Origin of the sequence: Paraburkholderia sejongensis (assembly GCF_020880815.1) — a bacterium.
GTDB lineage: Bacteria > Pseudomonadota > Gammaproteobacteria > Burkholderiales > Burkholderiaceae > Paraburkholderia > Paraburkholderia sejongensis.
Genome location: NZ_JAJITD010000025.1, coordinates 14,695 through 40,944, shown reverse-complemented (window position 1 = coordinate 40,944; position 26,250 = coordinate 14,695). Strand labels below are relative to the sequence as shown.

Genomic DNA, 26,250 nt, shown 5'->3' with positions numbered 1-26,250 from the left:
AATAGAACACTGCACAGATAACCGCAGCAGAAGTACAGGAGACACGCAGTGCAGCAATCCCCATCCGCGGTGCCGCGACTCGAATTGCGGCATGCGAGCAAATCTTTCGGCCGGGTGCGTGCGTTATCGGACGGCGACCTCGTGCTGTGGCCCGGCGAGGTGCATGCGCTGCTCGGCGAGAACGGCGCGGGCAAATCGACGCTCGTGAAAATCCTCGCCGGCGTGCATCAGCCCGATGCCGGCGAATTGCTGTTGAACGGCGAGCCGCGCCGCTTCGCAACGCCGGCCGAAGCACGCGACGCGGGGCTCGCGGTGATCTATCAGGAACCGACGCTGTTCTTCGATCTGTCGATCGCCGAGAACATCTTCATGGGCCGCCAGCCGGTCGACCGCTTTGGGCGGATTCAATACGACGCGATGCATCGTGAAGTGGACGCTCTGCTCGCATCGCTCGGCGTCGAGTTGCGGGCGGATCAACTGGTGCGCGGTCTGTCGATCGCGGATCAGCAGGTGATCGAAATCGCCAAGGCGTTGTCGCTGAATGCGAGCGTGCTGATCATGGACGAGCCGACCGCGGCGTTGTCGTTGCCCGAAGTCGAGCGGCTGTTCGCGATCGTGCGGAAATTGCGCGAGCGCGACGTCGCGATCCTGTTCATCACGCACCGGCTTGACGAAGTGTTCGCGCTGACGCAGCGCGTGACGATCATGCGCGACGGCGCGAAAGTGTTCGACGCACCGACCGCCGATCTGACCACCGAGGCGATCGTCGCGAAGATGGTCGGCCGCGATCTGGAGACGTTCTATCCGAAGGCCGCTTGCACGCCAGGCGAAGTGCGTCTGTCGGTGCGCGGGCTGACGCGCGTCGGCGTGTTCAAGGACATTTCATTCGAGGTGCGCGCGGGCGAGATCGTCGCGCTCGCGGGTCTGGTCGGCGCGGGCCGCAGTGAAGTCGCACGGGCGATCTTCGGGATCGATCCGCTCGATGCGGGCGAAGTGTGGCTGTCCGGCAAGCGTCTGGCGACCGGCAAGCCCGCGGCGGCGGTGCGCGCGGGGCTCGCGCTGGTGCCGGAGGATCGCCGCCAGCAAGGGCTCGCACTGGAACTGAGCATCGCGCGCAATGCCTCGATGACGGTGCTCGGCCGGCTCGTGCGGCATGGGCTGATCTCGACGCGCAGCGAAACCCGGCTCGCGAATCAATGGGGCGCGCGGCTGCGCCTGAAGGCCGGTGACCCGAATGCGCCGGTCGGCACGCTGTCCGGCGGCAATCAGCAGAAGGTCGTGCTCGGCAAGTGGCTTGCGACCGGCCCGAAAGTGCTGATCATCGACGAACCGACACGCGGCATCGACGTCGGCGCGAAGGCCGAGGTGTACGGCGCGCTCGCCGAACTGGTGCGCGACGGGATGGCGGTGCTGATGATTTCGAGCGAGCTGCCCGAAGTACTCGGTATGGCCGATCGCGTGCTGGTGATGCACGAAGGCCGCATCAGCGCGGAGATCGCGCGCGCCGACGCGAACGAGGAGCGCATCATGGGCGCCGCGCTCGGTCAGGGACTTTCACCGTTGGGACGTGCGGCATGATGCGCCATTCGATCCATTCCGCGCCGGTCCGGCAGTCGCTGCCGAAGCGCTCCGGGCTCGCGCCCGGCGGCCTCGTCGCGAGTCTCGCGAAGAGCCGCGAAACCACGTTATTCGTCGTCCTGATCTTGCTGGTGGCCGGCACCGGGCTCGCGAAGCCGCAGTTTCTGAACCTGCAAAATCTGCGCGACGTGCTGCTGAACGTGTCGATTATCGGCCTGCTGACCGCCGGGATGACCGTGGTGATTTTGATGCGGCATATCGATCTGTCGGTCGGCTCGACGGTCGGCATCAGCGCGTACGCGGTGGGCAGTCTGTATGTCGCGTTTCCACATATGCCGGTGCTGGTCGCGCTGGCGGCGGGGCTCGCGATCGGACTCGTCGCGGGCGGCATCAATGCGCTGCTGGTCGCGGTCGGGCGCGTGCCTTCGCTGGTCGCGACGCTGTCGACGCTGTACATCTTTCGCGGTGCCGATTATGCGTGGGTGCACGGCGGCCAGATCAACGCGACGAGCTTGCCCGACGCGTATTCGCGGCTCGCGACCGGCACGTTGCTCGGGATTCCGAACCTTGCGCTGATCGCGGTCGTCGTGCTGCTCGGGCTTGCGATCTATCTGAAGCAGTTCCGCGCCGGCCGCGAGCATTACGCGATCGGCTCGAATCCGGAGGCCGCGCGGCTCGCCGGCGTGAATGTCGAGCGGCGCGTGATGTCGGGCTTCCTGCTGTCCGGCGCGATTGCCGGTTTCGCCGGCGCGCTGTGGCTCGCGCGTTTCGGCACTGTCGATGCGAGCACCGCGAAGGGCATCGAATTGCAGGTCGTCGCGGCCGCCGTGGTCGGCAGTGTCGCGATCACCGGCGGCGTCGGCACGATTCTCGGCGCGACGCTCGGCGCGCTGGTGCTCGGCGTGATCAGCATCGCGCTGGTCGTGTTGCACGTGTCGCCGTTCTGGGAGCAGGCGATCCAGGGCACGCTGATCGTCGCCGCGATCGCCGCCGATACCTTGCTGGCCCGCTCAGTCGCCAAACGCATGATGAGGAAACGCGCTCATGGCTAAACCCGATTCCGCGCTGCTCACGCGCAAACGCGAAACGCCGCTGCAATGGGAGGCGTTGCTGGTGATCGTGCTGGTCGTGTCACTCGGGCTCGGGCGCTGGTTGTCGCCGGTGTTTCTGACCGGCGCGAATCTGAGCAACGTGCTCGCCGATCTGACTGAAATAGCGTTGATCGCATTGCCGATGACGCTGATCATCGTCGCCGCCGAAATCGATCTTTCCGTTGCGTCGGTGCTCGGCGCGTCCAGCGCGTTGATGGGCGTGCTGTGGCATATGGGTCTGCCGATGCCGCTCGTGATCGTGCTGGTGCTGGTCGCCGGCGCGTTGGCCGGTTTGCTGAACGGGCTCGTGATCGTCAAGCTGAATCTGCCGTCGCTCGCGGTGACGATCGGTACGCTCGCGCTGTTTCGCGGCCTCGCTTACGTGCTGCTCGGCGATCAGGCGATCGCGGATTTTCCGGCCCGCTACACCGCGTTCGGGATGGATACGCTCGGCGCGAGCTTTGTTCCGCTGCCGTTCGTAATCGTGATCGTCGCAGCGGTGCTGTTTACCGTACTGCTGCAGGCGACCGCGTTCGGCCGCAGCCTCTACGCGATCGGCGCGAATCCGACCGCCGCCGCCTTCTCCGGCATCGAGGTCGCGAAGATCCGCTTGCGGCTGTTCGTGCTGTCGGGCTTCGTCAGCGCGCTTGCCGGCATTGTGTACACGCTGCGGTTCACCAGCGCGCGGGGCGACAACGGCGAGGGCTTCGAGCTGTCGGTGATCGCCGCGGTGCTGTTCGGCGGCGTCAGCATTTTCGGCGGGCGCGGCTCGATGGTCGGCGTGCTGCTGTCGCTGCTGATCATCGGCGTGCTGAAAAACGCGTTGACGCTCGACGACATGTCGAGCGAAACGCTGACGGTGGTCACCGGCGTGCTGCTGCTCGCGTCGGTGCTGATCCCGAACCTGGTCGCGCGCTGGCGCGCTGCGCGCGACCGGCGTTTCATCGCGAAGTCGGCCGCGGCCTCGGCTTCGTCTGTTTCTTAGTGATCCCATGTAATCCACAGCTCTGCACGACCGATAACCCGGACCACTTTCTGTCCAACAACAACGCAGGAGACACGTCATGTTCAAACCTCTACGTCATACCGGCACGGCCGCGCTATGCGCCGCGTTGCTCGCGATCAGCTGCGGCGGCGCGCTTGCCGCGGACCTGAAAAGTGGGCTGAAGATCGCGTTCCTGCCCAAGCAGATCAACAATCCGTATGAGGTGATCGCCGACGATGGCGGGCTGGCCGCGATCAAGGAATTCGGCGGCATGGGCAAGGCGGTGGGACCGTCGGATGCCGGCGCGTCGTCGCAGGTGTCGTATATCAACACGCTGATCACCCAGCATCAGGACGCGATCGTGATCGCCGCGAACGATGCGAACGCGGTCGTGCCGTATCTGAAGAAAGCAATGGGCCAGGGGATCAAGGTCGTGACCTTCGATTCGGATACCGCGCCCGAAGGCCGCCAGTTGTTCGTCAATCAGGCGAACGCGGAAGGGATCGGCCGGGGCCAGGTGCAACTGGTCGCGAAGCTGATGGGCGGCGAGGGCGAGTTCGCGATTCTATCGGCGACGCCGAACGCGACCAATCAGAACACGTGGATCAAGTGGATGCAGGACGAGCTGAAAAAGCCCGAGTACTCGAAGATCAAACTCGTCAAGATTGCTTACGGTAACGACGACGATCAGAAGTCGTTCGTGGAAACTCAGGGGCTGTTGCAGGCGTATCCGAATCTGAAGGCGATCGTCGCGCCGACCACGGTCGGGATCGCGGCGGCGGCGCGTTATATCTCGACGTCGTCGAGCAAGGGCAAAGTCGCGGTGACCGGTCTCGGCACACCGAACCAGATGCGCGCGTTCGTAAAGAACGGCACCGTGACCGCATTCCAGTTGTGGGATCCGGCCGAGCTCGGCTATCTGGCCGCGTATGCGGCAGCCTCCCTCGCGTCGGGCAAGATCAGCGGTAAGGAAGGCGAAACGTTCGACGCCGGCAAGCTCGGCAAGCGGACCGTCGGCGCGCAAGGCGAAATTATTCTCGGACCGCCTACCACCTTCGATGCGAGCAATATCGATAAGTACAACTTCTAGGCTGCGGTTCTTCTCAGGGCGGGCAGTGTCGGTGTTTCAGCACTTAGCGCCTGATCGGAAAACGCTGCGCATAAGCGACGGACGGCGAGGTACTGCCCCAGCTCTTGCCGTCGATCAACTCACGGGTCATGCCCGCGTCGCGCGGCACCGCCACGTTCACGCGCGCGGCGGCCTCGCGATACAACTGCGTCTGGTTGATGCGCGCGGCTATCGCATCGTAATCGCCGCGCGCGTCGATCATCCCCCAGCGCTCGAACTGCGTCAGAAACCACGCGCCTTCGAACGGATGCGGATAGTTGACCGCGCCGTCGTCGAAAAAGCGCATCGGCAGACGGCGCGGCTGCGCGGCGTCGGTGCGATTGTCGAGCCGCGCGGCGATCAGCGCCGCGTCGATGCCGATGTACTCCGGCTGCGCGAGCCAGCGCGCAATCTCTTCGCGATGGCCGGCGCCGTCGAGCCAGCGGCATGCTTCGAGCACCGTCTGCACGAGCGCGCGGCTCGTGCGCGGGTAGGCGTCGACGAAATCGCGCCGGCAGGCCAGTACTTTCTCGGGATGGTCCGGCCACACCTCACTCGTATAAGCGACGGTCCTGCCGACGCCGTGCGCGTCGGCCATCGCATTCCACGGCTCGCCGACGCACAGTCCGTCGAGCCGGTCTTCGGCGAGCGCAGCGACCATCTGCGGCGGCGGAATCGCGACGCTGTCGATCTCGCGCAACGGATCGACGCCCTGCGCCGCGAGCCAGTAGTTCAGCCACATCGCGTGCGTGCCGGTCGGAAACGTATGCGCGAACACCGGCTTGCGGCCGAGCGTCGCGAGCGCGGCGCGCAGCGTGCCGTGTTTCGCGAACGCGTCGGCGAGACGGTTCGACAGGGTGATCGCCTGGCCGTTGCGGTTCAGCACCATCAGCACCGCCATCTCGGCGCGCGGGCCGCCGAGGCCGAGCTGCACGCCGTAGGCGAGGCCGTATAGCGTGTGCGCGGCGTCCAGGTCGCCGGACAACAGTTTGTCGCGCACGGCGGCCCACGACGGCTGCTTGCACAGTTCGAGCGTGAGCCCGTGCGCGTGGCCGAATTCGAGCAGCTTCGCGGCGACGAGCGGCGCGGCGTCGGCGAGCGCGACGTAGCCGAGCCGCAGATGGGTGTTTTCGGGCGGCGGCGCGGAACAAGGCTCAGAAGCGGGCGCGGTGGTGGTAGTGGCTGGATTCATGAGCGCATCATTTGAGCGAGCCGGCCGACGCGACGACCGCGCGCGCGACCTCGGCGAGTTTGACGCCCTGGTTCATCGCGCGTTTGCGCAGGCTGGCATAGGCGGCGGGTTCGGTGAGTTTTTGCTGATCCATCAGCAGGCGTTTCGCGCGGTCGATCAGCTTGCGCTCGGCAAGTTCGTTCTCCGCTTGCGCGAGGCGCTCGCGTAGTTGGGATTCCTGTGCAAATCGCGCGAGCGCGACTTCGAGGATCGGCGCGAGCCGCTCGCTCGCGAGGCCTTCGACCGAATACGCGGTGACGCCGGCGTTGACCGCGTCGCGGATCAGCTGCTGGTTGGCGTCGTGGCTGAACATCAGCACCGGACGCGGCGCGCTCGCGTGCATCACGGCGAGCTGTTCGAGCGTGTCGCGCGACGGCGACTCGGTGTCGATGATGATCACGTCGGGCCGCTCGTCCTGCACCGCGCGGTGCAGCGCGTGCGGCGTCGCGGTGCCGGCGAGCATTTCGCAGCCTAGCCGGGCGAGCGCATCGCGCAGATCGCCGATTGGTTTGTCGGTGTCGGTGACGAGAAGAACACGCAGCATGGGGGAGGTGGGGGAGACGACCTATGCTTTAAAGCAATGGGTGTGCCATGTGGTGCGTGGGGTCGCTGGGGGCGGCGCGAGAGGGAGAGGTGGTGGTGGTCGGCGAATCAGGCGGGATTTAGCGGGGATTTAGCGCTGAACGTGGGTGATGGCTGCGCGACCCATCGGCGGGCGATCTGTTGTCGGCGAGTCCGCGCTCCTGCACCGGCGCGGGGCATCGGCCGGCGCGGACGCGCGATGCACCGAAGCGGCGCATCGTGTGCGCCGCTGCCGAAGCTCTCGAAGCTCTCACAGCCAGCGCGAATAACTATGCGGCGAAAACAGCACCGTGACCGCCATCATCGCGGCGATGCAGCCGGCGAGCATGATCCATGCGGCCCCGAAGCCGCCGCTCCAGCCGCGCACGACGCCGGCCACGAGCGGCGCCAACGCCGCGACGATAAAGCCGACACCCTGCGTGAACGCGACCAGCTGCGCGGTGATCCGGTGATCGGCCGAGTGATCCATCGCGGTCACGAGCGTCAGCGAGAACACGCCGCCGAGTCCCGCGCCGGCGACGCCGACCCATAGCAGCGGCGCGGCATCGGGCATCACGATCAGGCCGAGCACGCCGGCCAGTTGCGCGCACAGCCCGAGCAGCAACCACGGCCGCCGGTCGCGAAACGACGCGGCCGCAAGCGGCAACAGCAACGCCGACGCGGCCTGGAACACCGTCATCGCCGCGAGCAGCGAGCCGCTCCCGGCAACGCTGACGCCGCGCTGCTGATAGAACGCCGGCAGCCACGCGACGAGACTCGTATAGCCGCCGTTGACGATGCCGAAGTACAGGCCGAGCGTCCACGCGCGCGGCGTGCGCCACGGTGAGAACGAGCGGGCGGCCGCAGCCGCGGAGGCCGCCGCCGGCCGCGCCGTACCGGCTCCGGCGCGGCCAGCGTTGCTGCCAGCACCGCCGGTACCAGCACCACCCCGCCGCGTCAACCCGCACCAACACGCGAGCGCGACACAAGCCGGCAGCCCCCACACCGCGAGTCCCGCATGCCACGACTGCACGGACTGACTGACCCACGGGCTCAGGCGCGCGCCGAGCCCGCCGCCGCCCATGATCGACGCCGAGAACACGCCCATCGCGAGGGGCACATGCGCCGGAAAGCGTTGCTTGATGACGGCCGGCAGCAGCGCCTGGATCGCGGCGACGCCGGCGCCCGCGAGCAACGCGGTCGCGAGCAGCGTGAGGCCGCTCGACGCGAACCAGCGCGCCGCGCAGGCGAGCGCGATCGCCTGCAGACCGAGCGCGACCCCGCGCGTTTCGCCGACGCCGCGCGTGAGCGCCGCCGCGCCGAACGCGCCGATCCCCATCGCGATCACCGGCAGACTCGTCAGCAGCGACGCGCCAAAGAAGCTCAGGCCGGTGTCGGCTCGAATGGTTGCCATCAGCGGACTGATCGAGGTCAGCAACGGCCGCAAATTGATGCCGATCACGACGATCACCGCCAGCCACACGAACTGATGCAGCGTCAGCGCGGCGGGCTCACGGCTCGTGCGGGAGTGGGGCGGGTTGACGCTGGAAGGCGAATTCACGGAGCGACCTCGAAAGTGGCGGGCGGTTTTTTGGTCAACCATAATAGCTTTAAATGGTTAACCAATTTCCGAATGTCCGGTATAAGCGCGGCGGTAGCCGAGCGAATTGGCGTCCGCAGCGGGCCGTCGCTAGAATGCTGCGGCGCCGTTCCGTTTTACGTTCCTAACCTTCCGCTCACTGAATTCATGGCTATGCGTTCCCGGCGTCCCTCGCCATCCTCTTCGGCCGAAGCCGCTCCAGCCGCAGCCCCAGCCACAGCCGGCGACCCCGCCGCGCAAAGCGTCGAAGAGCGCATTTACGCGTCGATTACCGCGGCGTTGCTGCAAGGCCGTTTGCGGCCGGGCGCGCAACTGGTCGAGCGCGATCTGGCGGCCGCGTTCGGCTGCACGCGCGGCGCGCTCCGCAAAGTGCTCGCGCGCCTGGGCTACGAGGGCAAGCTGGTGCTGGAGGTGAATCGCGGCGCGTTCGTGCCGTCGCCGTCGGAGGAGGACATTCGTCAGGTGTATCGCGCTCGACAGATCGTCGAGGCGGGCATCGTCGCATCGCTGTGCGGCGCGTTGAGCGCCGCGCATAAACGCCGGCTGCGCGCGCATGTGCGCGGCGAGGAAAAGGCGTTGCGGGCGGGCGCGATCGATGAATCCGTGCGTCTTGCCGGCCAGTTTCACGTGTTGCTGACCGAACTGGCGGGCGGCACCGAATTGCTCGGGCTGGTCGGTCAACTGGTCGCGAAGACCGAGTTGTACAAGGCGCTATTCGATCCGTCGAAGGGTTCGAGCTGCTCGGCTGACGAGCACGCGCGAATCATCGATGCACTCGATGCGGCAGACTTGCCGAGCGCATTGGCCGCGATGCGCAAGCACCTTGCGGAACTGGAGGAACGGGTGGTGAAGCAGGTGAGGAAAAGCGCGCAAGGCGGGGATATCGGGGCGGTGTTTGGCGGGTAGGTTGTGGCGACAGTGCGGGCAATACGTGGCGCGATGCCTATCGGAGGATCGGAGGATGGGCGAACCGGATCACCCGCTGTGCCGCCCCCGCCACGAGGCTTGACCCGCGTGCATGAGGCCGCAATGCATCGCACTACCTGGCAACGCGATGCCCACCGCGTTGCCAAACCCGAACCGCCGCGCCGGATTAGCGGCGCCGCTGCCCCTGCGAGGCCGGGCGCGGACCGCCGCCGCCCGGGCGTTCGTCCTTGTGACGGAAATTGATCCGCCCTTTGGTCAGGTCGTAGACCGACATTTCGAGCGTCACGCGGTCGCCCGCGAGAATACGGATATGGTTCTTGCGCATACGTCCGGACGCATAGGCGCCGACCACGACGCCGTTGTCGAGCGTCACGCGGTAGCGGCTATCCGGAAGCACTTCGTCGACGATGCCGTCAAGTTCAATCAGTTCTTCTTTCGCCATGCATAACTCCTGGTCGATGGGATAAAGGGGAGGTCGGCCGCCGGCGCACCGGACAAACACGACTTCAATTCAATTGCGGTAATCGGACAGCGGCGCCCAACGGGCTCGAATGCACGCTGCACGATATCTGTGATGAGCCGATGACGCCGTTCAAAGATCGGTGACCGACTGGCCGCTCACCTGGCCGTCGATCAACTTCTGCGCATGCGCCATGCACGCGATGCGCGCCTTGCCCATGCCGTCGAACGGAAACAGATACTGGAGACGAAACACCCGGCCGTCGGCAGCCGGATTCGCGCCGACGCGGCAGATCCGCACCGACGCGTCGTAACCGGCGCCCGGATTGCGGCCCGCTTCCGCGCTCGCCGGGCGGCGCGGATAGACGAGCGGGTGAATTTCGTAGCCCTTGTAGGTCTTTACTGCTGGATTCATCGAAAACGTGTCCTGTATGCGTGGTCCGCGTGTGGCTGCCCGCGTTGCCCGCGCGCTCTGCGCGGGCCGGTCGCAACAGCGCGACGACGGGGACCGGCGGCGCAGCACCTTGGGGGCGCGCCGCAATGAAAATGGTTGGCACAGGCCTGCCGGGCCCGGCTGACTCGATGTCGCAAGCAATGGCAATGACGATGACTCACCGGTCGCGCGCAAGCGCGGGTTCGACCGAAAATGCGGAAGCGGCGCGGAACTCGCGCGCATCGGACGGAAGAAGCTGAACCGCTCGGTGTGCTACTCGCGACGGCGAATGCATGCGGCGCATTGCCGGAATGACGGGACCGCGGAAAGCGGCGGTCGAACAGTCGGGGGTAGTGCGGAGATGCCGGCTTGAGACTGCCTGGTGCTGCCAGTGCTATATGGGTGCTTACTGCAACTATTGCAATATTTTGCCTGAAACGGGCCGGATTGGATAGTGGCAACTACCGTGCAGCGCTGGAACGCCCGCCTGGCGGGGCTTTGCACGCAGCGGGCCGGGGCCGCCGAGCGGCGCGGCGCGGCAGACGACGCCGGCAACCGCGTCAGCGTACCGTGTCGGCGACCCGTTTCTGTTGCTCGCGCGCGGCGGCTAGCGGGATCCGCGCGTCGTCCCAACTGGCCAGCCATTCGACTTCTTTCGCGGTGAACACCTGGCCGTAGTTGCGCAGCGCGTATTGCAGGGAATCGATCACGTGATTGCGGATAATCTCCGGCGTGCGGGTGTCGTCGAGCACGGCGCGAAGCGCTTCGAGTGTGGCCATCGGTTGGCTCCGTTCGGTTGGATAAACGGTATTTATCCCACGAAAAAAATCGCTCCGCGAGGCGGACAAAAATTGGTGCGTGGTCTCGCGTGGGCAGGTGGCGAAGTTGCGGCGATATTGCGCCGGCGTTGCTACGGGCCCTGCCAGGCCGCGGCAGCGGCAGCGGCGGTGACTCTGCGAGCTTGCCGTCGCCGCCTGCTCGGCGCGGTCGCGACGCCCGGGCGAGGCCGCTACAATGGCGAGTTGCCGGCTGCGGGCCGAGCGCGCGCTGTGTAATGTTGCATCGCTTGCGTCGCGGCAGCGGCGTGGCGACGCAACCGCAACCGCGCCGCACCGCCGTCTCCTCCGAACCCAGCGATTTCCGATGCGCAATCCGAACGTGTCTCCTGTCAAAGACCTGCTGCTCAAGCGTTACGCGCCGATCGCCGACGGCATCGCCGCGCTGCTCTATCCGTGCGCCGAAGTGGTGATTCACGACCTGCGTGATCAGACCATCGCGTATCTGGCGAACAATCTGTCGCGGCTCGAGGTCGGTGCGCCGTCGGTGCTCGACGACGTGCTGTTCGCGGCGCGCGGCCAGACCATCGGTCCGTACGAAAAGCTGAACTGGGACGGCCGCCGCATGCGCTGCGTGAGCAATATCCTGTTCGACGACGACGGCAAGCCCGCCGGCATGATGTGCGTGAATTTCAACATCGCGGTGTTCGAGGACGTGCGCTCGACGCTCGATCTATTCATCAAGGGCGGCGCGATGAGCGACGCGCCCGGCGAGGACCTGTTCCGCGACGACTGGCAGGACCGCATCAACACCTATCTGCACACGTGGCTGCGCGAGCGGCAGATCGGCATCAATGCGCTGACCCGCGAGCACAAGCGCGAAATCGTCGAAGCGCTGCATGCGCAGGGCGCGTTTCGCGGCCGCAGTTCGGCGAACTACGTGGCCGCGGTGCTGACGATGGGCCGCGCGACGGTCTACAAGATTCTGAAGCAGATGAAAGAGGGCGGTTGAGCGTGTAGCATGCGCGCGATCGCTCCGATTCACCCGATACGAGGTCATTCACTGTGCGTTTCCGGCACTACAAAGGCGGTATTTACGAACTGGTTTGCGAGGCTATCCTCGAATCCGATCCGGGCGTCACGATGATCGTCTACAAGGCGGCTAACGGGACGATCTGGACTCGGCCGTCGACCGTGTTTTTCGAGCTGGTCGAGGTGGACGGCGCGCGGGTGCAGCGCTTCGCGCCGCTTGATTCCGCGGCCGACGCACCCAACTAACGAAGCACCCCCATCCCGCGCGGATCGAACCGCGCCGCGTCAACCACACGAACAGGAAATCACCATGCGCCTCTTGCTTGCCATCCTTCTGCCGTGGCTGCAGTTCTTCACCATCGGCCGTCCGTTTGCGGGCATCATCTGCCTGATTCTGCAAATCACGCTGATTGGCTGGGTGCCGGCCGCGATCTGGTCGGTGTATGCACTGAGCCAATACAACACTGACAAGAAAATTGCCCGCGCGATGGGCGCTCAGCGTTAAGCGAGGCTGCGGCGCTGCGGCGCCGCGTTAAAGACTTAGTTCGAATCGCTTCCGTCCTGCCTGATCAACGACGCCTCCGGCACCTGCAAAATGAGATCGGACTCGGCGACTGCGACACACGGCAGGATCAAACCCTCCGCCTTTTCCTCACGGCTCACGCCCGGCCATTCGATCGTGTAACGCACACGTCCAGCCTTCATCTTGCACAGACAGGTTCTGCAAGTGCCGTTGCGGCATGAGCGCGGCAAACGCAGATTCGCAAAACCGGCGGCTTCGAGAATCGTTAGCGAATCGGGCGCTTCGAAGCTCAGGCCGAGCGGCTCGACGCGAACCAGGGGCGGGCGGGTGGAATTGGACATCGCGTTAAGGGGGCTGGGTCGGCGACACTTTACACGGGATCGTTTGGCGCGAATGCCGGCCACCCCCTCCAATCCGACAAAAACTAGAACTTGCGCGTTGCCCGAACTCGTCTAAAGTGAATCAATTCACCTCCGCGTGTCGCGAACCGTCGATACCGCCGCGAGGTGACGGCCCGCGTCGACAGCATGGGACAAGGAGGAAACGAGCGGTGGACGCGGCACGACGAAACCGGCGCGCGCATTACCCATTCGCCATGCGCGGCACTCTTCCAGGTGATTCCCATGCAGATCCATTTCCCGAACGAAGCGCCTGAATATTCAGGGCGCGAACTTACCCTGGCGTTTCCGGCGCTGGTCGATGGACAGAGGGTGGAGTGCATGATCACCGCGGAAGCGCTCGAAGACCACTTCGGCGCGGAGTCGCCGCGGCAGGAAGACATGATCGTCGCGTTCGACGCGCATCGGCCGCGCATCGAGGCGGCCACGCGCCGGCTGTTGTCGGAGACGCGCGCGCAATGCCTCGTACTGCGAAGCGGCTACGTGCGCTTTTACGAGGCGAACTGGCGCAACTGAGAACCGGGGCCACCGCACCGGTGGCCGAAGGGATAACGGGCCGGGGCGCGCTTAAATCATTCGCCGCAGCGTGCGATCCTTGAGCACCACGTGGTGCCCGATCGCCGCGAGCGCGTGCAGGCCGATGACCCAATAGAACACGTTGCCGAGCAGCTCGTGCGCGTCCTTCAGCAATGGCCGCGCGATCGAATCCGCGCCGATCAGCGTGATGCTGATATCGCTCCATGGGAGTGCTACCGGCCGCCCGCCCGCGTTGACCAGCAAGATGCCGAGCAGCGGCTGAACGATGATGAAGATATAGAGCACCAGATGCGCGCCGCGCGCGAGAAAGGCGAGCAGCCGGTTGTTCTCGACCTCTTGCGGCGCGCCGGCCCACAGCCGCCACAACACCCGCAATATCGACAATCCCAGCACCAGCGTGCCCGCCCAGAAATGAATCCCGGTCCAGAACGCGCGGCTGTCTGAGCCGCGCGGGCCGCGGATTTCGATCGCCAGGTAGGCGAGCGCGATCAGCAGAAAGATGATCCAGTGAAAGAAGATCGCGGGCTTCGTGTAGCGGTCCGCCGTGGGGCTGTATGAGGACATCGGAGGCTCCTTCAGTTCGATCGTTGTTCGAATCGTCTGATAATAGACGGTGCACATCGGAGCGCACACCGCTGATACGCCTTTCCTTGATTTATGCCTCGATGCGCGCCAGTTTTCGGCCTCGTCCTGGCTGCCCCCCGGTTCGCCGGCCCTGTTTCATCCGGCGCGGTGTCGCGCTCATTCGCTGCCGAGATAGAAGTAACGGAACAGGAAAATCGCCGCGATGATCCACACCACCAGCTTCACCTGACGCGCCTGGCCCGTCAGCAGCTTCAGGCCCGCGTACGAGATGAAGCCGAACGCGACGCCGTTCGCGATCGAGTAGGTGAACGGCATCAGCAGCGCGGTCAGCGCGGCCGGCACGACTTCGGTCGCGTCGTCCCACGGCAGGTCGAGCATTTCGCGCAGCATCAGGCACGACACGTAGAGCAGCGCCGGCGCGGTCGCGTACGGCGGCACGACTTCGGCGAGCGGCGCGAAGAACAGCGCCGCGACGAACAGCACCGCGACGGTGATCGCGGTCACACCGGTGCGCCCGCCCGCCTGCACGCCGGACGCGCTTTCGATATACGCGGTCGTCGACGACGTGCCGAGCATCGAGCCGGCCAGAATCGCGGTGCTGTCCGCGAGCAGCGCGCGGTTCAGCCGGTGCATCTTGCCTTCGACCAGCAGCCCGGCGCGGTTCGCGACGCCCATCAGCGTGCCGGTCGCGTCGAACAGTTCGACGAGGAAGAACACCAGCACGACGTTCAGGATGCCGGTCGACAGCGCGGTGCGGATGTCGAGCTGCAACAGCGTCGGCGCGATCGACGGCGGCGCGGACACGATGCCGTGAAACTCGTTGCCGCCGAAGAAAAAGCTCAGGACCGTCACGCCGACGATGCCGATCAGGATCGCGCCGCGCACCCGCAGATGATCGAGCGTGACGATGGCGAAGAAGCCGATCGCGGCGAGCACCACGTGCGGATCGTGCAGATTGCCGAGCGTGACGAGCGTGGCCGGATTGCCGACCACAATGCCGGCCGACTTCAGCGAAATGATCGCCAGAAAGAGGCCGATACCGCCGGTGATCGCGATCCGGATCGAGTGCGGAATGCCTTTGACGATCACCTCGCGCACCCGGAACAGCGTGACGATCAGGAACAGGCAGCCGGAAATGAACACCGCGCCGAGCGCGGCTTCCCACGTGTAGCCCATGCCCTTGACGACCGTGTACGCGAAATACGCGTTCAGGCCCATGCCGGGCGCGAGCGCGATCGGGTAGTTCGCGTACAGCCCCATGATCAGCGACGCGAGCGCGGCCACGAGGCAGGTCGCGACGAACACCGAACCCTTGGGCATGCCGGCGTCGCCGAGAATCGCCGGATTGACGAAGATGATGTAGGCCATCGTCAGGAAGGTGGTCACCCCGGCGAGCACTTCGGTGCGCAGGTTGGTGCCGACGGCGTCGAAGCCGAAGTAGCGTTTTATCGAGTCCATGTGGCGGGTGTTCTCTCTCGTCGTTCGGAAAGTGTTGTTGTGGTTGGGTAGTTGAGGCGGATACGGATGCGGATCGCGGTGACGCCGGGCGGGCGCCGGGCGAAGCCGGCCGCGCGCCGGCCGCACGCCGGCATTACGGCGGAATTGTAAACACGAATGAAGGCGGCCCGGCGCCTACGGCGCGCCGCGTCGCGCGCGAACGCCCGTCAGCCGGGCGATTGACCCGGCGAGTGTGGCGCCGGCGCATCACCGCGCGGCGGGTTGCGGGCCAGCCAGCGATCCAGTTCGCCCGCGAAACTTTTACCGTCGCGCGGGCTGTAGGCGGCCGGGCCGCCGGTATCGACGCCGCTCGAACGCAGCTGGTCGAGCATCGAGCGCATCCGCAGGCGTTCCTCGATCGTGCCGGGCGTGAACCAGTTGCCGCGCGGATCGAGCGCATGCGCGTGTTTGGCCAGCACCTGGGCGGCCAGCGGGATATCGCCGGTGATCACGAGGTCGCCCGCCGCGACGCGTTCGACGATCAGCTGATCGGCGGCATCGAAGCCGGGCGGCACCTGGATCGCGCGGATCAGCGGCGACGGCGGCACCCGCAGAAAGGAGTTGGCGACCAGCGTCAGCGGCATGCCGGTGCGGCGTGCCGCGCGATAAAGCATGTCCTTGACGACGGCCGGGCAGGCGTCGGCATCGACCCAGATAGGCATGGTGCGGATTCCGGCTGAGCGCGGCCGGGCCCGGCGGACGGGGCGGCTGCGGAAGGTGGTGAAGGTATCGAAGGGTCGAGATGATACCGCGCCGCCGGGCGGCGGTGGTTTTGCCCCGGGAGCGGCGGCGACCGGCGACCGGCCAGCGCTCGCCGTCCCACCGCTGTCCGCTCAGCGTCGTCGCCCCCGCGTTACTGCACCGCGGTTGCGCCCGCCTGCTGCGCGCGTTGCTGCGCGACGATGCGGCCCGCGCGCAGCGCGTTCTCCGGATAGTTCAGCCAGTCGAACGGGTCGTAACCGGCGGCGCGCCATGCGGCGAGGTCGGCGCGCACCTGCGCGCGGGTCTTCGGCGCCGACGGATCGGCGGGCTGCGTAACGGCTTGCGTAACGGCTTGCGCGCACACGCTGAAACTCACGGCGCCGAGCAGCACGCCGAGACCAAGTTGGGAAAGCATTTTCATCACAGACTCTTCAGGCTCCGATGGAGCATTAAAAAACAGCCGGGCATTCTAGATTTTTGCTGGGCGCCGAGTAAGGCGACAGGAAGCAATGCAGCATTTCTGCCGGCGGGATGGGCCGGGTAGGCCGGGTGCGATGGAGCTCAGGCCGGCGGCTTGCCGAAGCGCTCCATCACCGCGCTGACCAGATCGATCGGCAGCGGAAAGACGATCGTCGAATTCTTGTCGGCGGCGATCGTCGTCAGCGTTTGCAGATAGCGCAACTGCATGGCCTGCGGCTGCTGCGCGAGCGTCTGCGCGGCCTGCAGCAGTTGCTGCGACGCCTGCAGTTCGCCCTCCGCGTGAATCACCTTCGCGCGCCGCTCGCGCTCGGCTTCGGCCTGGCGCGCGATCGCGCGAATCATCGTTTCGTTGATGTCGACGTGCTTGATCTCGACGATCGACACCTTGATGCCCCACGCGTCGGTCTGCGCGTCGAGCACCTTCTGGATGTCGGCGTTCAGTTGTTCGCGCTCCGACAGCAGCTGGTCGAGTTCGTGCTTGCCGAGCACCGCGCGCAACGTAGTCTGCGCGAGCTGGCTGGTTGCTTCGAAGTATTTGGCAACCTGGATGACGGCCCTTTCCGGATCGACCACGCGGAAATAGACGACCGCGTTGACCTTCACCGACACGTTGTCGCGCGTGATCACGTCCTGCGGCGGCACGTCGAACACGACGGTGCGCAAATCCATCCGGACCGCCTGCTGGACGATCGGCACGATCAGCACCAGACCGGGCCCCTTGACCTTCCAGAAGCGCCCCAGCATGAACACGACGCCGCGCTCGTACTCGCGGAAAATCCGCACCGACGATGCGATCAGCGCGGCCACCAGCAGGATCAGGATGCTGCTGAAGCCGAATGTGAAGCCGATCATGAGCGTTCTCCCTGGAGCGCGTCCGGCGCGTCGACCGCCGAGCGCACGGGAACCACGGTCAGCGTCAGGCCATGCCGCGCGGTCACGCGCACGGTCTGGCCGGCGGCGGCTGGCGCGCTGCTCGACACCCGCCAGCGCTCGCCGTGCACCCGCGCCCAGCCGGCCAGCGCGCCGCCGCCGCTCGCCGGCTCGGGCTCGGGCAGCAAGCCGCCGTCCAGCACCACGCCGATGCAGCCGATCAGCGCCTCGGAGCCGGTCACGACCGGCCGGCGCCGCGCGCGCAGCGCGAGACGGGACACGCCGAGCACGAACGCGACGCTGAACACGACGACCGCGGCAATCAACGGCAGCGGGATCCCGTAGCCGGGTACGTCGGTATCCATCAGCATCATCGCGCCGATCACGAACGCGACGACGCCGCCGAAGCCGAGCGAGCCGAAGGTCGGCAGGAACGCCTCGCCGATCAGAAACGCGATGCCGAGAAAGATCAGGCCGAGACCGACGTAGCTGATCGGCAGCATTTGCATCGCGAACAGGCCGAGCAACAGACTGATCGCGCCGACCACGCCGGGCAGCACGAAGCCCGGATTGGCGAATTCGAAGAACAGCCCGTACATGCCGAGCATCAACAGCACCAGTGCGACGCTCGGATCGGTGATTACCGCAAGGAAATGGCTGCGCCAGTCGGGTTCGAGCGTGACCAGCGGCGCGTGCGCGGTGTGCAGCGTGACGGCGCCGGCGCTGGTCGTCAGCGTGCGGCCGTCGAGCTGACGCAGCAGGTCGGGCACGTCGCGCGCGACGACGTCCACCACGTGCTGCGCGAGCGCTTCCTCGTCGGACAGGCTGACCGCCTCACGGACCGCGCGCTCGGCCCAGTCGGCGTTGCGGCCGCGCATCTGCGCGAGGCCGCGGATGTAGGCGGCCGCGTCGTGGACCTGCTTGCGCAGTTCGGTCGATTGGCTGTCTAACGGGAGTGTGCTGGCAGGGGCAGCCGCGGATGCTTCGGCGGCGGACGAGGATGCCGGCGACGCGGTGGACGGATTGACCGAAGGTGTCGAAGTGCCGCCGGGCAGCGTGCGCGTGTCGGGCAGTCCGGGAGGGGCACCGCCGGGAGCCGTGGCCTGACCACTCAACCCGCCACCGCTGCCGTCACCGGCACCGCCAAAGGCGCTACCCCCGCCAGCGCCGCCAAACCCGCGGCCCGGGCCACCGACTCCGCCGCCACCGCCCCCCGGCGGCTCGCTGCCGCCGATCCCCACCTGGATCGGGGTCGCCGCGCCGAGGTTGGTGCCCGGCGCCATCGCCGCGATATGGCTCGCGTAGACGATGTAGGTGCCGGCGCTGGCGGCGCGCGCGCCGCTCGGCGCGATGAAGGTCGCGACCGGCACCGGCGACGCGAGGATCGCCTTGATGATCTGCCGCATCGACGTATCGAGGCCGCCGGGGGTATCGAGTTGGAGTATCGCGAGTTGCGCGTGGCGGCTCGCCGCGCGTTCCAGACCACGCACGATGAAATCCGCGCTGCCGGGGCCGATCGCGCCATTGACCGAAATCACCACCACGCTGTTCGAGATGGCCGCCGGGGGGCTGGCCGGATTGCTGGCCGGATTGCCGGCTGCGCGCGCCGCCGTGAGCGGCGACAGCGCGGCAAGCGGCGCAAGGAGCGAACCCAGCGAGCCCGGCGAGCCCGGCCAATGTCCTTCGCGCGCCGCGACCCCGACCCCGACCCCGAACCCGAGCGCCAACAGCACGCCGAGCGCGGCGATGCCGCGCATCAAACGGCCCGCGCCACCACCGCGGATAAGCGGCGGACGCGGACCGGACTGCCGGAGCGGAAGACGCACCATCGTGTTCATCGCTGCCGGCCGCCGCCTCCGCCGGCGCAAAAAACCGGCGGCGCGGCGGCCGCTACCTCGATCAGGGGCTGGCCGGTTGCCGCTTAAAGCTTAGTCCGATTCGGCGCGGCGCGTGAGTTCGACCCGGCCCGCGCGCGCGGGTCGATAGTCGGCCGGCCGCATCCCCGTCCATTTGCGGAACGCGCGATGAAACGCGCTCGGCTCCGCGAACCCGACCGTGTTCGCGATATCGGCGATCGTGCGCTGGCCGCGCTGCAATTCGGCAATCGCGATGTCGCGCCGCAGCGCGTCCTTGATCGACTGATAGGTATGGCCTTCCTGCTTCAGATGCCGCCGCATCGTCGCCTCCGCGACGTGCAGGCGCGCGGCCATCTGGTCGGCGGCGGGCCAGTTGGCCATCGGCAGCGCGCGCAGCGTTTTGCGCACGCGCGCGGCGAGCGAGCCCGGATCGCGGTATTTGACGATGAAGCTGCCCGGCGCATCGCGCAAAAACGTGCGCGCCGAGCGCGCGCTCTGGATCACGGGCAGGTCGAGAAACGCGGGCTCCAGATCGACGTACGACTCGGACTGGCCGAAGCGCATGTCGTCGCAGAACATCAGCCGGTATTCGTGCGCGGCCGGCGGCGCCGCGCAGCGAAAGCGCGCGGCGAGCAGCGGAATGCGCCGGCCCACCAGCCAGCACACGAGCCCATACACGAGGATGAAATACGTCGCGTACGCGAACATCGCCGGCGGCTTCGCGCGCGGCCGCTCGACGTAGCGCAGCCGCACGCGCTCCGCATCGCTGTCGATCGTCACGCCGAGATCGTCGAGCACGAGGCGCATGAAACCGACCGCGCGCGTCAGCGCCTGCGCGCCGTTGCGCGCGCCGAGCGCCATCTGCGTCATCGCGATGAAGCTGCCGCTTTTCATCGGATGGGAGTCCTGACCGAAGAATTCGTCGTCGAGCGCGCGGGCGATGCTCGCCCACAGCGCGCCGTATTGCGCGGACGACACGCGGCCTTTCGGCGACGCGAGCATCGGCGCGGCGATCCCGGCCGCTTCGGCGAGCGGCCGGGCGTCGAGGCCGCGCGCGCTTGCGAGCGCGAGGGTTTCCTCGACGAGACTGATGGAGATCGTGCCTTTGTCGCTTTTCATGCGGATAGGGGCGTGCTGGCAAAAGCGCTCAATCCGGGAGCGCTCGAGGTTTATGCAACTCGCAAAATAACGGGCCGCGGCGAGGCCTGATGTTAGCAGTATGGCAAAAGCGCTCAGCGAGATTGAGCGCAGCGAGCATCGAGCGACGCGGGCGGCTTGCCTACACTTGCATCCATCGAGCCCTCGCGGCAACGCACAGATCGTCTGCATAGCAAAGGACGCAGTCATGCACATGGACAGCTTCTACACCGACGAACAACGGATGATTCGCGACGCGGCGCGCGACTTCGCGAGCGAGTGCCTCGCGCCCCACGCGGCGCAATGGGATCGCGACGCGCAACTGCCGGCGCAAGTGGTCGCGCAGATGGGCGAGCTCGGTTTTCTCGGCATGATCGTGCCGCCCGAGTGGGGCGGCTCGTACACCGACTACGTCGCCTACGCGCTCGCGCTCGAAGAAATCGCCGCCGGCTGCGCGGCCTGCGCGACGCTGATGAGCGTGCACAACTCGGTCGGCTGCGGACCGATCCTGAATTTCGGCAGCGCCGCGCAGAAGGACCGCTATCTGCATGACCTTGCCACCGGCCGCACGATCGGCGCGTTCTGCCTGACCGAGCCGCAGGCGGGCTCCGAGGCGAACAATCTGCGCACCCGCGCGGTGCTGCGCGACGGCCAATGGATTCTGAACGGCAGCAAGCAGTTCGTGACCAACGGCGCGCGCGCCGGTCTCGCGATCGTATTTGCGGTCACCGATCCCGAGCGCGGCAAGCGCGGACTGTCGGCGTTCATCGTGCCGACCGCGACGCCGGGCTTCCAGGTGGGCCGGCCCGAGCACAAGCTCGGGATCCGCGCGTCCGATACCTGCCCGATCTCGCTCGATCACTGCGCGATCCCCGAGGCCAATCTGCTCGGCGAACCGGGCGACGGTCTGCGCATTGCGCTGTCGAACCTGGAAGGGGGGCGCATCGGCATCGCCGCGCAGGCGGTCGGCATCGCGCGGGCGGCGTTCGATGCCGCGCGAGCCTACGCGAGCGAGCGCGAACAGTTCGGCAAACCTTTGAGAGATCACCAGACGATCGCCAACATGCTCGCCGATATGGCGACCCGGCTGAACGCCGCGCGCCTGCTCGTGCATCACGCGGCGCGGCTGCGCTCGGCGGGGCGGCCGTGTCTGTCGGAGGCATCGCAGGCGAAGCTGTTCGCGTCCGAGCTGGCCGAGGAGATCTGCTCGAACGCGATCCAGATTCACGGCGGCTACGGTTACCTGGAGGATTACGCGGTCGAACGTCACTACCGCGACGCGCGCATCACGCAGATTTACGAGGGGACCAGCGAAGTGCAGCGGATGGTGATCGCGCGCCATGTTTGATTGCGCCTGTTTTGACGGCGCCGTTTGAGCGCACAATAACCGGGCCGTGGACGACGCGTCGCACCGAACGGCGCAGCGCAGTACACGCGCAACGCAGCGGCAAGCCGGCAAAAACAACCGGGCGCATCGGCGCCGACAGCAACCAACTTGCTGACAGGAGACAAACGATGACTGCAGCGAAAGCCTTTCTCGACGCGCGCGATCTGCTGGTGCGCTATCGGACCGACTACGGGCGGGCGTACAGCGAGTTCGCGTGGCCGGCGCTCGACGAGTTCAACTGGGCGCTCGACTATTTCGATGCGATCGCGCGCGACAACCCGAATCCGGCGCTGTGGATCGTCGACGACCCGGCGAGCGACGGCCTGAAGCTGTCGTACGCGCAGATGTCGGAGCGCTCCGCGCGGATGGCGAACTTCCTGCGCGCGGCGGGCGTCGGCCGCGGCGACCGCGTGTTGCTGATGCTGCCGAACCGGGTCGAACTATGGGACGTGATGCTTGCCGCGATGAAGCTCGGCGCGATCGTGCTGCCCGCCACCACCCAGCTATCCGCCGACGACGTGCGCGACCGCGTGCAAATCGGCGGCGCGAAATTCGCGGTCGTCGATAGCGCGGAACTGGCCAAATTCGATGCGCTCGATGCGCCGCTCACGCGCTTTTCGGTCGGCGCGACGCGCGACGGCTGGATCGATCTGGCCGGCGCGTACGACGCATCGCCGGACTTCACACCTGAGGGCGTGACCCGCGCGAGCGATCCGATGCTGCTGTACTTCACGTCCGGCACCACGTCGAAGCCGAAGCTGGTCGAGCACACGCATCAGAGCTATCCGGTCGGCCATCTGTCCACGATGTACTGGATCGGTCTGCAAGCCGGTGACATCCACTGGAACATCAGTTCGCCGGGCTGGGCCAAGCACGCGTGGAGCTGCTTCTTCGCGCCGTGGAACGCGCAGGCCTGCGTGTTCGTGTACAACTTCGCGCGCTTCGTGCCGAAAGACACGCTCGCCGCGCTCGTGCGCTTCAACGTGACCACGCTGTGCGCGCCGCCGACCGTCTGGCGGATGCTGGTGCAGGAGCGCCTGACCGACTATCCGGTCAAGCTGCGCGAGATCGTCGGCGCGGGCGAGCCGCTCAATCCGGAGATCATCGAGCGCGTGAAGCACGCGTGGGGGATCACCATTCGCGACGGCTACGGCCAGACCGAAACGACCTGCCAGATCGGCAATTCGCCGGGCCAGCCGGTCGTGCCCGGCTCGATGGGGCGTCCGCTGCCGGGCTATCGGGTCGAACTGCTCGATGCGGACGACCAGCCGGTTACCGAAGGTGAGATTGCGCTGCCGCTCGCCGGCCGCCCGCTGGGCCTGATGACCGGCTACGCGAACAATGCGAAGGCCACCGAACAGGCGATGCGCAATGGCTTTTACCGCACCTCCGATGTCGCGCTGCGTCGCGACGACGGCTATTACGTGTACGTCGGCCGCGCGGACGACGTGTTCAAGTCGTCCGACTATCGTTTGAGTCCGTTCGAACTCGAAAGCGTGTTGATCGAACACGAGGCGATCGGCGAGGCGGCGGTGGTGCCGAGCGCCGACCCGCTGCGTCTCGCGGTGCCGAAGGCGTTCGTCACCGTGCGTCAGGGATACCAGGCCGGTCCCGAACTCGCGCGCGCGGTATTCGCGTTCTCGCGCGAAAAACTCGCGCCGTACAAGCGGATTCGCCGCCTGCAATTTAGCGAACTGCCGAAAACGATCTCCGGCAAGATCCGCCGCGTCGAATTGCGGCGCCGCGAGCTGGAGCGCGCGGCCGAGCCCGCGCGTTTGCCCGATGAGTACTGGGAAGAGGACTTTCCCGATCTGCGTTGAGCGTGGTTATTGCGCGCTTTGATTCGACGTTCCGAATCTACGTGGTTAATCGCCTTTGATTGAATCGCCAGCTCCGGACTCGGGTTGCGAATCCGGGGCGGGAGAACTGTTGCCTTTTTCTTATTGCTGTCCGGCCGCCGCGCGGCCATCGCACAGGAGTGTCAGCATGAACGCAATTGCTTCGAACCCGACCGGCCGCGACGCGGCTGGCGATGTCGCGACCGTCAAGCTGCTGATCAACGGCGAGTTCGTCGAATCGGCCAGCACCGAGTGGCGCGAGATCGTCAATCCGGCCACCCAGGCGGTGCTCGCGCGCGTGCCGTTCGCGACCGCCGCCGAAGTCGACGAAGCGGTGCGCAGCGCGCATGCCGCGTTCAAGACGTGGAAGGACACGCCGATCGGCGCGCGCATGCGCATCATGCTGAAATATCAGGCGCTGATTCGCGAGCATATGCCGCGTATCGCGAAGACGCTGTGCGCGGAGCAGGGCAAGACACTGCCCGATGCCGAAGGCGATATCTTCCGCGGCCTCGAAGTGGTCGAGCATGCATGTTCGATCGGCACGTTGCAGCAAGGCGAATTCGCGGAGAACGTCGCCGGTGGTGTGGATACCTACACGATCCGTCAGCCGCTCGGCGTCTGCGCGGGCATCACGCCGTTCAACTTTCCCGCGATGATCCCGCTATGGATGTTCCCGATGGCGCTCGTGTGCGGCAACACCTTCGTGCTGAAGCCGTCCGAGCAGGACCCGCTCTCGACGATGCAACTGGTCGAACTCGCGCTCGAAGCCGGCGTGCCGAAGGGCGTGTTGAACGTCGTGCACGGCGGCAAGGAGGTGGTGGACGCGCTGTGTACGCATGAACTCGTGAAGGCGATCTCGTTCGTCGGCTCGACCGCGGTCGGCACCCATGTTTATCGGCTCGGCAGCGAGCACGGCAAGCGCGTGCAGTCGATGATGGGCGCGAAAAATCACGCGGTCGTGCTGCCCGATGCGAATCGCGAGCAGACGCTCAACGCGCTGGCCGGCGCCGCGTTCGGCGCGGCCGGCCAGCGCTGCATGGCGACCTCGGTCGCGGTGCTGGTCGGCGCCGCGCGCGACTGGTTGCCGGAACTGGTCGCGAAGGCGAGGACGCTGAAGGTCAACGCGGGCCACGAGCCGGGCACCGATGTCGGCCCGGTGGTGTCGCGCGCGGCGAAACAGCGGATTCTCGGTCTGATCGAGTCGGGGGTGCGCGAAGGCGCGACGCTCGCGCTCGACGGCCGCGACGTTCGGGTGCCAGGCTACGAGCAGGGCAACTTCATCGGCCCGACCGTGTTCGCCGACGCGACCACCGAGATGGAAATCTATCGCACCGAGATTTTCGGGCCGGTGCTGGTGGTGCTGAGCGTCGCGACGCTCGACGACGCGATCGCGCTCGTCAACCGCAATCCGTTTGGCAACGGCGTCGGCCTGTTTACGCAAAGCGGCGCGGCGGCGCGCAAATTCCAGAGCGAGATCGATATCGGCCAGGTCGGCATCAATATTCCGATCCCGGTGCCGGTGCCGTTCTTCAGCTTCACCGGTTCGCGCGGCTCGAAGCTCGGCGACCTCGGTCCATACGGCAAGCAGGTCGTGCAGTTCTATACGCAGACCAAAACGGTGACCGCGCGCTGGTTCGACGACGATGCGGTGAACGACGGCGTCAACACGACGATCCGCCTGCGCTGAACGATATCCGGCGAGAGCGCGCGGTGCGGCGCAGCCGGAAACGGAGACGACATCATGAAAATAGGCTTTATCGGACTCGGCAACATGGGCGCGCCGATGGCGCTGAACCTGCTGAAAGCGGGCCACGCGGTGAAGGTATTCGATCTCAGCGCGGCCGCGGTGCAGACGCTGGTCGACGCGGGCGCGCAGGCGTGCGGCTCGCCGAAGACGGCGGCGAGCGACGTCGAATGCGTGATCACGATGCTGCCGGCCGCCGCGCACGTGCGCAGCGTGCTGAGCGCGGACGACGGCGTGCTCGCCGGGATTGCCACAGGAGTGCCGATCATCGATTCGAGCACGATCGATCCGGCCAGCGTGAAGGCGTTCGCTGAACTCGCCGCGCGCCACGGCAACAGCTTCATCGATGCACCGGTGTCCGGCGGCACCGGCGGCGCGGCGGCCGGCACGCTGACCTTTATGGTCGGCGGCAGCGCGAGCGCGTTCGAGCAGGTGAAGCCGGTGCTGGCGGCGATGGGCAAGAACATCGTCCATTGCGGCGACAGCGGCACGGGCCAGGTCGCGAAGATCTGCAACAACCTCGTGCTCGGTATTTCGATGGCCGGCGTCGCGGAGGCGATGTCGCTCGGCGAGGCGCTCGGGATCGATCCGAAGGTGCTCGGCGCGATCATCAATACGTCGACCGGGCGGTGCTGGAGTTCGGACACCTACAACCCGATGCCGGGCGTGATCGACACTGCGCCCGCATCGCGCGACTACAGCGGCGGCTTCGGCACCGATCTGATGCTGAAAGACCTCGGCCTCGCCACCGATGCCGCGCGCAGCGTGCGCCAGCCGGTCTATCTCGGCGCGCTCGCGCAGCAGCTGTATCAGACGATGAGCAGCAACGGCGCGGGCCGGCTGGATTTTTCGGCGGTAATCAAACTGTATCGGTGCGAAGGCGGTACCGGCAGCGGGGGCGGCGCGCGATGA

General features: G+C 66.6%; 27 protein-coding genes. 13 read left to right on the top strand and 14 right to left on the bottom strand.

The genetic code is table 11. From position 1 onward, the window contains the following. The first annotated feature begins 48 nt into the window (after positions 1-48). From LJ656_RS31980 to rhaS, 4 genes are all read left to right on the top strand, one after another. Complete coding sequence (locus tag LJ656_RS31980) at positions 49-1,578, top strand: sugar ABC transporter ATP-binding protein (RefSeq protein ID WP_230513457.1); 1,530 nt, start codon at positions 49-51, stop codon at positions 1,576-1,578. Further along, a complete protein-coding gene (locus tag LJ656_RS31975) occupies positions 1,575-2,630 on the top strand; it encodes an ABC transporter permease (RefSeq protein WP_230513456.1) in 1,056 nt (351 codons plus the stop codon). Before LJ656_RS31980 ends, LJ656_RS31975 begins: the two co-directional genes overlap by 4 nt. Further along, positions 2,623-3,654 (top strand): ABC transporter permease, encoded by a 1,032-nt coding sequence (locus LJ656_RS31970; RefSeq protein WP_230513455.1) that lies wholly within the window; start codon positions 2,623-2,625, stop codon positions 3,652-3,654. The genes LJ656_RS31975 and LJ656_RS31970 overlap by 8 nt, the downstream gene beginning before the upstream one ends. A gap of 79 nt (positions 3,655-3,733) precedes the next feature. Continuing rightward, complete coding sequence (gene rhaS / locus LJ656_RS31965) at positions 3,734-4,744, top strand: rhamnose ABC transporter substrate-binding protein (RefSeq protein ID WP_230513454.1); 1,011 nt, start codon at positions 3,734-3,736, stop codon at positions 4,742-4,744. 43 nt (positions 4,745-4,787) lie between these two features. On the opposite strand, the gene LJ656_RS31960 is transcribed toward rhaS, so the two are convergent. From LJ656_RS31960 to LJ656_RS31950, 3 genes are all read right to left on the bottom strand, one after another. Then, positions 4,788-5,954 (bottom strand): CmpA/NrtA family ABC transporter substrate-binding protein, encoded by a 1,167-nt coding sequence (locus tag LJ656_RS31960; protein ID WP_230513453.1) that lies wholly within the window; start codon positions 5,952-5,954, stop codon positions 4,788-4,790. 7 nt (positions 5,955-5,961) lie between these two features. After that, complete coding sequence (locus tag LJ656_RS31955; RefSeq protein ID WP_075304483.1) at positions 5,962-6,537, bottom strand: ANTAR domain-containing response regulator; 576 nt, start codon at positions 6,535-6,537, stop codon at positions 5,962-5,964. Positions 6,538-6,825: 288 nt separating this feature from the next. Continuing rightward, positions 6,826-8,115: an MFS transporter gene (locus tag LJ656_RS31950; protein WP_425606051.1), complete on the bottom strand. Its 1,290-nt coding sequence runs from the start codon at positions 8,113-8,115 to the stop codon at positions 6,826-6,828. Between the two features lie 186 nt (positions 8,116-8,301). On the opposite strand from LJ656_RS31950, the gene LJ656_RS31945 reads away from it, so the two are divergent. Then, complete coding sequence (locus LJ656_RS31945; RefSeq protein ID WP_230513452.1) at positions 8,302-9,060, top strand: GntR family transcriptional regulator; 759 nt, start codon at positions 8,302-8,304, stop codon at positions 9,058-9,060. Positions 9,061-9,247: 187 nt separating this feature from the next. On the opposite strand, the gene infA is transcribed toward LJ656_RS31945, so the two are convergent. The 3 genes from infA to LJ656_RS31930 all read right to left on the bottom strand — a co-directional run bounded on the left by infA (position 9,248) and on the right by LJ656_RS31930 (position 10,752). Then, positions 9,248-9,523 (bottom strand): translation initiation factor IF-1, encoded by a 276-nt coding sequence (gene infA, locus LJ656_RS31940; protein ID WP_230513451.1) that lies wholly within the window; start codon positions 9,521-9,523, stop codon positions 9,248-9,250. Between the two features lie 150 nt (positions 9,524-9,673). Beyond that, positions 9,674-9,955, bottom strand: a complete 282-nt coding sequence (locus LJ656_RS31935) for a hypothetical protein (protein ID WP_230513450.1) — start codon at positions 9,953-9,955, stop codon at positions 9,674-9,676. Between the two features lie 578 nt (positions 9,956-10,533). After that, on the bottom strand, positions 10,534-10,752 hold the full coding sequence (locus LJ656_RS31930; RefSeq protein WP_075304476.1) for a hypothetical protein: 219 nt from the start codon (positions 10,750-10,752) through the stop codon (positions 10,534-10,536). Positions 10,753-11,116: 364 nt separating this feature from the next. Between LJ656_RS31930 and LJ656_RS31925 the strand changes: the two genes are divergently transcribed. From LJ656_RS31925 to LJ656_RS31915, 3 genes are all read left to right on the top strand, one after another. Continuing rightward, complete coding sequence (locus tag LJ656_RS31925; protein ID WP_075304475.1) at positions 11,117-11,761, top strand: helix-turn-helix transcriptional regulator; 645 nt, start codon at positions 11,117-11,119, stop codon at positions 11,759-11,761. A 53-nt stretch (positions 11,762-11,814) separates the two neighbouring features. Further along, on the top strand, positions 11,815-12,027 hold the full coding sequence (locus tag LJ656_RS31920; RefSeq protein WP_230513449.1) for a DUF1653 domain-containing protein: 213 nt from the start codon (positions 11,815-11,817) through the stop codon (positions 12,025-12,027). A gap of 64 nt (positions 12,028-12,091) precedes the next feature. Then, on the top strand, positions 12,092-12,286 hold the full coding sequence (locus tag LJ656_RS31915; RefSeq protein ID WP_230513448.1) for a YqaE/Pmp3 family membrane protein: 195 nt from the start codon (positions 12,092-12,094) through the stop codon (positions 12,284-12,286). A gap of 35 nt (positions 12,287-12,321) precedes the next feature. Here LJ656_RS31915 and LJ656_RS31910 read toward each other — a convergent pair whose 3' ends face one another. Then, positions 12,322-12,645, bottom strand: a complete 324-nt coding sequence (locus tag LJ656_RS31910) for a 2Fe-2S iron-sulfur cluster-binding protein (RefSeq protein WP_230513447.1) — start codon at positions 12,643-12,645, stop codon at positions 12,322-12,324. 282 nt (positions 12,646-12,927) lie between these two features. Here LJ656_RS31910 and LJ656_RS31905 point away from each other — a divergent pair, with 282 nt between their 5' ends. Next, positions 12,928-13,218 (top strand): DUF1488 family protein, encoded by a 291-nt coding sequence (locus LJ656_RS31905; protein WP_230513446.1) that lies wholly within the window; start codon positions 12,928-12,930, stop codon positions 13,216-13,218. 51 nt (positions 13,219-13,269) lie between these two features. On the opposite strand, the gene LJ656_RS31900 is transcribed toward LJ656_RS31905, so the two are convergent. The 7 genes from LJ656_RS31900 to LJ656_RS31870 form a co-directional block, all read right to left on the bottom strand. Then, positions 13,270-13,803 (bottom strand): cytochrome b, encoded by a 534-nt coding sequence (locus tag LJ656_RS31900; protein ID WP_230513445.1) that lies wholly within the window; start codon positions 13,801-13,803, stop codon positions 13,270-13,272. A 177-nt stretch (positions 13,804-13,980) separates the two neighbouring features. Next, positions 13,981-15,282, bottom strand: a complete 1,302-nt coding sequence (locus LJ656_RS31895) for an NCS2 family permease (protein WP_230513444.1) — start codon at positions 15,280-15,282, stop codon at positions 13,981-13,983. A 206-nt stretch (positions 15,283-15,488) separates the two neighbouring features. Next, positions 15,489-15,983: a YaiI/YqxD family protein gene (locus LJ656_RS31890; protein ID WP_230513443.1), complete on the bottom strand. Its 495-nt coding sequence runs from the start codon at positions 15,981-15,983 to the stop codon at positions 15,489-15,491. A 191-nt stretch (positions 15,984-16,174) separates the two neighbouring features. After that, a complete protein-coding gene (locus tag LJ656_RS31885; RefSeq protein ID WP_230513442.1) occupies positions 16,175-16,444 on the bottom strand; it encodes a DUF4148 domain-containing protein in 270 nt (89 codons plus the stop codon). Positions 16,445-16,584: 140 nt separating this feature from the next. Then, positions 16,585-17,355, bottom strand: a complete 771-nt coding sequence (locus tag LJ656_RS31880; protein WP_230513441.1) for a slipin family protein — start codon at positions 17,353-17,355, stop codon at positions 16,585-16,587. Then, a complete protein-coding gene (locus LJ656_RS31875; protein ID WP_230513440.1) occupies positions 17,352-19,211 on the bottom strand; it encodes an NfeD family protein in 1,860 nt (619 codons plus the stop codon). The genes LJ656_RS31880 and LJ656_RS31875 overlap by 4 nt, the downstream gene beginning before the upstream one ends. A gap of 90 nt (positions 19,212-19,301) precedes the next feature. After that, positions 19,302-20,348, bottom strand: coding sequence for an AraC family transcriptional regulator (locus LJ656_RS31870; protein ID WP_230513439.1), 1,047 nt, complete (start codon positions 20,346-20,348; stop codon positions 19,302-19,304). Between the two features lie 232 nt (positions 20,349-20,580). Between LJ656_RS31870 and LJ656_RS31865 the strand changes: the two genes are divergently transcribed. From LJ656_RS31865 to mmsB, 4 genes are all read left to right on the top strand, one after another. Then, positions 20,581-21,714 (top strand): acyl-CoA dehydrogenase family protein, encoded by a 1,134-nt coding sequence (locus LJ656_RS31865; protein ID WP_230513497.1) that lies wholly within the window; start codon positions 20,581-20,583, stop codon positions 21,712-21,714. Positions 21,715-21,881: 167 nt separating this feature from the next. After that, on the top strand, positions 21,882-23,573 hold the full coding sequence (locus LJ656_RS31860) for an AMP-binding protein (protein ID WP_230513438.1): 1,692 nt from the start codon (positions 21,882-21,884) through the stop codon (positions 23,571-23,573). A 166-nt stretch (positions 23,574-23,739) separates the two neighbouring features. Beyond that, complete coding sequence (locus tag LJ656_RS31855) at positions 23,740-25,281, top strand: CoA-acylating methylmalonate-semialdehyde dehydrogenase (RefSeq protein ID WP_230513437.1); 1,542 nt, start codon at positions 23,740-23,742, stop codon at positions 25,279-25,281. Positions 25,282-25,335: 54 nt separating this feature from the next. Continuing rightward, complete coding sequence (gene mmsB, locus LJ656_RS31850; RefSeq protein ID WP_230513436.1) at positions 25,336-26,250, top strand: 3-hydroxyisobutyrate dehydrogenase; 915 nt, start codon at positions 25,336-25,338, stop codon at positions 26,248-26,250.